General features: G+C 55.9%; 6 protein-coding genes. 3 read left to right on the forward strand and 3 right to left on the reverse strand.

The window, feature by feature from the left end:
• From B5D32_RS15455 to B5D32_RS13930, 3 genes are all read left to right on the forward strand, one after another.
• Positions 1-502, forward strand: a 502-nt coding sequence (locus B5D32_RS15455; protein WP_207651134.1) for a hypothetical protein, incomplete at its 5' end; no start/stop codon positions are given.
• A 635-nt stretch (positions 503-1,137) separates the two neighbouring features.
• The gene (locus B5D32_RS13925; protein WP_078785576.1) at positions 1,138-1,557 is read left to right on the forward strand and encodes a UPF0158 family protein; all 420 of its coding nucleotides are present in this window, start codon (positions 1,138-1,140) and stop codon (positions 1,555-1,557) included.
• A gap of 108 nt (positions 1,558-1,665) precedes the next feature.
• A complete protein-coding gene (locus tag B5D32_RS13930) occupies positions 1,666-2,472 on the forward strand; it encodes an ATP-binding protein (protein ID WP_242943477.1) in 807 nt (268 codons plus the stop codon).
• Positions 2,473-2,630: 158 nt separating this feature from the next.
• Here the strand turns inward: B5D32_RS13930 and B5D32_RS13935 are convergent, their stop codons facing one another.
• The 3 genes from B5D32_RS13935 to B5D32_RS13945 are packed head-to-tail and all read right to left on the reverse strand — an operon-like array spanning position 2,631 to position 7,666.
• Positions 2,631-3,563 (reverse strand): carbohydrate kinase family protein, encoded by a 933-nt coding sequence (locus B5D32_RS13935; RefSeq protein ID WP_078785577.1) that lies wholly within the window; start codon positions 3,561-3,563, stop codon positions 2,631-2,633.
• Positions 3,551-5,401, reverse strand: coding sequence for an amylosucrase (locus B5D32_RS13940; protein WP_078785578.1), 1,851 nt, complete (start codon positions 5,399-5,401; stop codon positions 3,551-3,553). Before B5D32_RS13940 ends, B5D32_RS13935 begins: the two co-directional genes overlap by 13 nt.
• Positions 5,402-5,407: 6 nt before the next feature.
• On the reverse strand, positions 5,408-7,666 hold the full coding sequence (locus tag B5D32_RS13945; protein ID WP_078785579.1) for an alpha-galactosidase: 2,259 nt from the start codon (positions 7,664-7,666) through the stop codon (positions 5,408-5,410).
• Between the last annotated feature and the right edge of the window lie 160 nt (positions 7,667-7,826).

The following is a 7,826-nucleotide window of genomic DNA, read 5'->3' on the forward strand; positions in this document are numbered from 1 at the left end:
AGAACCCGCCCATTCCCACCAAACAGGAACAGATCGTCGTGCCAAACAACAGCGTGTTGGTACTCGTCAAAGCGAGCTGACTACACTAATCGCTCCTATTTTTACCTGCCAACTCCGCAAAATTTATCCACAAAAAGCGCCCGGGCGGTTGAAAATCTCAACCGCTCGGGCGCAGTCATTTTTCCGTTTTGGGGTCATTTTGGGGTCAAAGTTACCGGCCTGTTACCACTTTTGCCATAAGGTAGAAAAAAGCTCGTTGAAACTTGTCGTTTCAACGAGCTTTTGTTGGTTGCGGAGACAGGACTTGAACCTGCGACCTCCGGGTTATGAGAAATCCAGAGTTTGTGCGTTGGGATGTTATTTTGTTGGGTTTGGTGGTGTTGTGTACCAAGGCTCAGATCGGATTTTGTCCCATGTGTACAAAAAGGTGCTATATGGTGCTGAACCGTTCCAAACCCTTTTGGGGGCAGTTTTGGGGGCAAATCTGCGAAACGGATTCTGACCTGCACCGCTCAAATAAATGCGCAGCTTTGGTTCCATTGAGAAATGTGGATACCAATATCACTGGGTTCACGCAAGTGAAAAGCCCAGCAAACTAACATATAAGTTTTACTCTCCGGCAAGAAGTTGTACACAAACCAATTCTACACCCTCCCCGCACACCGCCCCTGTCGCCGCGAGAAACGCCCCTGTTTGGGCGCATTAGCGGTGCATCGGCGCGGTAGCCGTCCCGCCAAATACCGCCCCAAAATCCCCGCTTTCCGGGGATTTTTATTTTACCGCAACGGCATTTACCTAGACCGGATTTTCCTGTACAGGTAAATCCTGCACAAATAAATACTAAATAAATAAAATACTAATATACTATCGTATCCTATCCGTAAAACCACAAAAAATCGGATTCTTCCCGCTATGGTCTTACGGCAATGCGTACAACTTAACACCGGAGAGTACAACTTGCGATTGCCTTAACGCTTTGGGCGTAGTATAATTTAATCACAGACAAACCTCGGCTCCACAACAAAACCGTATCGGCAGGTGATACCGTGAATCTGAACGACTTACTCTTGGAGGGTTTCTCCGTTGACTACAAAGAGACTCCGAAAAGCACTGCCCATTCAGAGAGGTTTTGAGAAAATGACTATCAAGTTGGAGCAGGTCATTGAAGCGATTGAAATGTCCGACGATTTCTTTACAAGTTTTTGGGATACTAAAACCGGAGAAACCGTTTATCTTGCCGACCCACTGCTTAACGGAGAAACCGACGAAGTGCTGGCTGCCGAAATCGAAAACGACCCAAAACGCTTTCTTCGATTTCCGACCAAGTACGAGATACACGAATACCGCATCATGGAGGACTTTATCGAACAGCTTTCTCCCGGAAAGGTACAAAGCGATCTTTCTTATAGCATTCGGGGAAAAGGTGCTTTTCGCCGGTTCAAGGAGTCTATACGCTATCACGGTTTAGAGCAGCAATGGTACGACTGTCTTGAAAAGGCCTACAGAGACATTGCTGTCCGTTGGTGCACAGAAGAAGGGCTTGCATATTCGAGATAAAAGGAACAAACGGTTGTTGTTTGCGTTGCCATACATCGCCGCTTCCCGCAAGCCACAAAAAACGCCGCTGCAGTTGTTTCCTTCGGGCTGGCAGGCGAGGGCGGATTTTTGACAAATGCCGGCGCCCTGATTGCCGATGAAAGCCCGATCCGCTGGTCACGATTGTTCTGCACACGCTGGAACGGGCTGGACAAAAGCGGCGGCACAATGGACGCACTGGACGATGCCGAGTATTCCGGCAGTGTGCTTTCCTTGATTGAAAACGGCGAGGCGTTCATCAAGCGCAACGCCCGCATGATGTGGCGCAAAACGCCCAATTCGCGGGAGGAACTGCCCGAATACGTCGAGCGCAGCTACCACGAGGCGCTTGTCAACGCGCTGGCGCACCGCGATTATCTCGTCTACGGCAGCGAGGTCCACATTGACATCTACGATGACCGTCTGGAGATCTACTCGCCGGGCGGAATGCCGGACGGGTCGATGATCCAGGACCGCGATCCGCTTACCGTACCGTCCACCCGGCGCAACCCGGTGTTGGCCGATGTGTTCAACCGTCTGGGCTATATGGAGCGCAAGGGCAGCGGCTTTGGGAAAATTCTGAACGGCTACAAGGCACAAATCAACTACACCGAGGATAAGCGCCCTACGTTCCGTTCGGACCGCTACCAGTTTACGGTCGTTATGCCGAACTTGAATTACGGTGTCCCCCAAGATGTCACCCAAGGTGTCACCCAAGACGATTTAGACGCCAGAATCATCGCACTCATCAAGAAAGACAGTAAAATCAGTGCTGAAAAGCTAGGTATGGCATTGGGTGTCAGTGTCCGCACCATCCGCCGCCACATCAAGCAGATGGACAACGTCCGCTTTGTCGGGCGGGGGTTCAGCGGGCATTGGGAAGTAGACGAGAAATAGCCCTGCTTACCACAAGGCAGCAATACTACACCACCAAGCGCAGCGCAATAACAAAATGTCGGCGGCGCACCCTGTTTTTTGTTTTATACAAATGCCTTTTCATAGCAAAAACCGGTCACCAGCCTGTAGGATTTGTTACAGGTCGGTGACCAGTTCTGTTATTTTTCGATTTCTTCCAACGTAGGCATGGCGGGGATGGCACCGTGGCGGCTGGTGGTGATGCTGGCGGCTTTGTTGGCAAAGGTCAGAATTCCTTCCAGCTTGTCCACCGTCAAGGTGTTCAGCTCCTCCCTGCAGAGCTTGGACAGAGCAGCCCCAAAGAAGGTATCCCCTGCGCCGTTGGTGTCGCCCACCTTGCAGGGGATACCGGCTACATGACCGATTTTATCTCCCATACGGTAGAACACGCCGTTTGCACCCAAGGTGACAAAAATCAGCCGAATGCCGTTTTGTGCCAGCTGCGCCGTGCCGTTTTCGCAGTCGGCGGTGCCGGTCAGCAGGGGCAGTTCCTCGTCCGAAACCTTCAGGATATCCACCAGCGGCAGGGGAGCTTTCATCTGTGCGATCGCTTCTTCCTCGCTGTGCCAAAGGTTGGCGCGGTAGTTGGGGTCGTAGGTGATGATTGCCCTCAGCTTTTTGGCACGGGCAGCGGCGTCCAGCGTGGCGGTGCGGGCGGGGTCGGCGGTCAGACTGACCGAGCCGAAATGCACGATTTTGGCGGCTTTCAGGGCTTCCTCCGGGATATCCTCTTTGCACAGCATCACATCGGCGTTGGCACTGCGGTAAAAGCTGAAATCGCGTTCGCCGGCAGCATCCACCGACACGACTGCCATGGTGGTGGGGTGGTCGGCATCCACAGCCATGCCGGAAACATCCACCTTGTTTTCTGCCAGAACGTCTTTCAGATAGCGGCCAAAGGCATCTGCCCCCACCTTGCCGATAAAGGCGGTCTGTGCGCCCAGCCTAGCGGCTGCCACCGCCAGATTGGCCGGGGCGTCGCCGGGGTTTGCGGCAAACTGCGGGATGCCTTTTTCATCCCTGCCAGTCTGGGTCAGGTCGATCAAAACTTCACCAATCGTTACAATATCCATGGCTGCTCCTTTCGGCGGCGCACCAGCAGTGCCTGATAGGGTTCCAACTCCACATCCGCCAGCCAGACGGAAGTGCCATCCGGGGTGTGATACTCGCCGCCCAAAGCGTCCAGACTTGCCCCTGCCGGGTACTCGGTAAAGTTGAACAGTCCCACCAGCGTTTCCTCACCGCGCTTGCGTACCAGCGCCAGCACACCGGGGTTGTGGGTGTCCCATGTGGTCACCCAGGCATCCGGGGCAAAGCAGGGGTCTGCACGCATTTGGCGCAGCTGCTCCATGCCCTGCCACAGCCGGTTCTGCAGCGTGCCTTTTCGGGTGCGCTGCTTTGCGTTTTCCCAGTTAAACGCACTGCGGTGCAGGTTGCGGCTGTCGTCTGCCCGATTGGGGTCAGACTTGTAATCCCATCCGTTGAGCTGTGCAATCTCGTCCCCGCAGTTCAGCATAGGGAAGCCCTGCAAAAACGCCATAACGGTATGCAGCAGCAGGTCGCGCTTTACGGCATAATTCAGCGCGATAGCATCGTCGGATTCCAGTGCCTGCTCCACGCCGCACAGGCTGGCGGTGGTGCCGCAGCTGCGGGCGTCGCCGGTGGCGGGGTCGTAGTTGTACAACTCACCCTTTGCCCAGCTTCCGGGGAAATCGCCCGCATAAAAATGGTAGAGATACTCCTTATGCTTTTGGGGGTCAATATCAAAACGGTTCTCAGCCGCTTCATCCAAACCCCAGCCGATATCATCGTGGCAGCGCAGATAGTTTACAAACCAGCAGTTGTCCGGCAGGGCGTGCAGGGCGTCCAGCTGCGCTTTCAGCAGGCGGGTGTCACGGCTGGCCAAGGCACTCCACAGGTTGACCATGGTGGACACATTGTAGAGCATATGACATTCCGGCTTTTGGGGCGTGCCAAAGTACGCCGCCAGCTCCTTGGGTGCCATGACCACCTCGCCCTTGAGGATAACCGCCGGGCAGACACATTCCAGCACCATGCGCAGCATCCGCACGATGGTGTGTACCTGCGGCAGATTGCGGCAGGTGGTGCCCAGCTGTTTCCAGATGTAGGGTACCGCGTCAATGCGGAACACCTCCACACCCAGATTTGCCAGATGCAGAATACTTTTGGTCATGTCCACGAACACCGCCGGGTTTGCGTAGTTCAAATCCCACTGGTAGTCGTGGAAGGTGGTCAGCACCCACTTGTGCATCTCCTCGCACCATGTAAAGTTGCCGGGGGCGGTGTTGGGGAACACCTGCGGCACGGTCTGCTCGTACCGGTCGGGGATGGTGCGGTCGTTAAATAGATGGTAGTAGGCTTGGAACCACGGGTCGCCCGCCTTGGCCGCCATCGCCCAGCGGTGGGTGCTGGCAGTATGGTTCATGACAAAATCCAGACACAGGCTGATACCGGCCTTGCGCAGTTCGCGGGTCAGATTTTCGAGGTCTTTATTCGTGCCGAGAGCCGGGTCTACGGTATCGAAATCCTCCACCGCATAGCCGCCATCGTTGTGGGGATGGGGCATCTGCAGTAAAGGCATCAGGTGCAGATAGGTCAGCTTCTGCTCCTTGAAATAGGGCAGCTTCTTTGCCAATTCTTTCAAATTTCCGGCAAACAGGTCGGTGTACATCGTCATGCCGAACATATTGCCCCGCTTGTACCAGTTCGGGTCGGCGGCACGGGCTTTGTCCAGTGCTTTCAGCTCGGCGCTGCGGGCGTCGTAGGCGTCTGCCATCTCGCGTTCCAGAACCTCCAGCCCTTCCCGATTGTGGTACAGCTCCATGAACAGCCATTCCAGCTCGTCCTTATGGCGGGCAAAGCGGGTGGAAAATGCAGTTTGGTTCTTCATATCCTTTTATCCTTTTCGTGTAAGATGAAGCTGCACGCTGGGGTAATCACCAAACAGCTGCGGCAGAACAAGCCCTGCATACAGCAGTGTGCTGCCGCTGAACCGCATGCCCTTGTGAATACCGTCCTCTATGGCGTTGCCGCCATCGTGGGTATATTGAGAGCCGAAATAGTCGATGCCATCCAGCTCATACACAGCATCTTCTTCCAGCCCGCGGAAGCAGAGGTGGATGGGCAGGGGATTCGCCTGCGGATGGGTCACCACCAGATTCAGCAGCGCCTCGCTGCCGTCCTCTGCGGCAAACTGCCATGCCGTGAAATATGCGTTTTCTGCCGGGTCGGTCAGCCGGTAATAATCGCCGGTGCGAATCAGGTCGTTCAGCCGCTTGAACCGCTTGATCTGGTTTTTCACTGCAGTGCACTCGGCGCGCTTCAATTTGCCCAGATCCAGCTCGTAGCCAAAGGTGCCGCTCATCGCCACCACAGCGCGGGTGTCGATGGGCGTAGTACGGCCGGTCTGGTGGTTGGGGCAGGCAGAAACATGGGCGCCCATGGTGCAGACCGGATAGCCAAAGGAGGTGCCGTGCTGGATAGTCAATCGTTCAATGGCATCGGTATCATCACTGCACCAGATTTGGGGATAGTAGCACAGCATTCCGGCATCAAAGCGTCCGCCGCCGCCTGCGCAGCCCTCAAACAGCACCTCCGGGAAGCCCTGCGTCAGCCGCTCTGCCAGCGCATAAACGCCCAGCATATAGCGGTGCATGATTTCGCCCTGCTGCTCGGCAGGGAAGGCACGGCTGTACACATCGCTCATGCTGCGGTTCATATCCCACTTGATATACTCAATGTGATGCTCCCGCAGCAGCTTGCCGATAGCCTCTGCCAGATAGTCCACCACCTCCGGACGGGAGAAATCCAGCACCAGCTGGTTGCGCCCCATGGCAGGCTTGCGTCCGGGCAGGGTCAGCGCCCAGTCCGGGTGAGTGCGGTACAACTGGGAGTTCTCGTTGACCATTTCCGGCTCAATCCACAGACCGAATTTCATACCCAGCGCGTTGATTTGCTCAATCAGCGGGTCCAGCCCGCCGGGCAGCTTTTCGCAGTTCACGACCCAGTCGCCCAGACCCTGATTGTCGTCATTCCGGGTGCCGAACCAGCCATCGTCCAGCACCATCATCTCCACGCCGAGAGAGGCTGCTTTTTCAGCAATCTTTACGATCTTTTCGGTGTTGAAATCAAAATAGGTAGCTTCCCAGTTGTTGATCAGCACCGGGCGGCGTTTGTCCTTCCATGGACCGCGGCAGATGTTGCGCCGCAAAAAGCGGTGGTACTGCTGAGAAAGCGGGGTCAGACCCTCTGCCGCAAAGGAGAGGATCACCTCCGGGGTGTCAAAGGTCTCGCCGGGCTTCAGGTTCCACGCAAAGCGTTCCTCCTGAATGCCACTCACCACCCGGACAAGCCCGGTCTGAGAGCGCTCCACGTCCATCTGGTAGCTGCCGGAATAGACCATCATCACCCCGTAGCAGGCACCGCTGGTCTCCGTGGCATCCTGTCGGCAGAGAATCAGGAAGGGATTGTTGTGGTGGCTGGAACTGCCCCGCACCGAAGAAACGGTCTGGATATGGGTGCCCACAGCCTCCCGTTCCAACTGCCGTTCCATGGCGTGTCTGCCGTGGAAATGCAGCAAATCCCATCTGCCAAAGGGCAGATCCAGACAGGCCGATGCCGCCTTGTCCAGCCGCAGGGGGGTATCTCCGTGGTTTGTCAGCCGTGCCGCACGGGTGATGACATCCTGCCGGGCAAACACGCCGTACAACAGCTCCAGCGTCAGGCCGGTGACCTCGTCCTGCATTCGGACAATCAGGGTTTCTGCATCGTTTTCCTCTGCGTGGGCGCAGGGCAGACCGTTCAGCTGATATTTGCCCGCCTCCACCGTGTGGCTCACATAGGTAAAGTCTGCGCCAAAGGCACCGCGGTTGTCGGCCACCGTCACGCAGGACAGACGAAAATCGCCCACGTTGCAGCCGGTATACTCCTGCGGGAGCAGGTCCGGGGAAATGCCCCGATGGGTGCGGTAAGCGTAGTAATCCGGCGAGAATCCACGGTCTGTGCGGGGATACAGCTGCATCAGATCCCCGCTGCCGATGGTTTTGCCGTAGTACAGATGCAGCAGGTGTCCCAGCGCATCCACCTTCATGTGGTAGCTGGTATGGGCGGTTTCCAATACAAAAATGCGGGTCTCGGAATCAAATCGAATACTCATGCGTGCTATACCTCAACGAGATTATTTTTAAGGCAATACCGCACAATTCTAAGTGCCGATACGGCGAGCGAGGTGCGGCAGCTGCTAAGCCAAAAGCGCAGATAATACTGGATGTCTTATCGAGCATTTTGGCAACGCAGATGCCGTGCCGCAGCCGCCG

The organism is Gemmiger formicilis, from assembly GCF_900167555.1.
Taxonomy (GTDB): Bacteria; Bacillota; Clostridia; order Oscillospirales; family Ruminococcaceae; genus Gemmiger; species Gemmiger formicilis.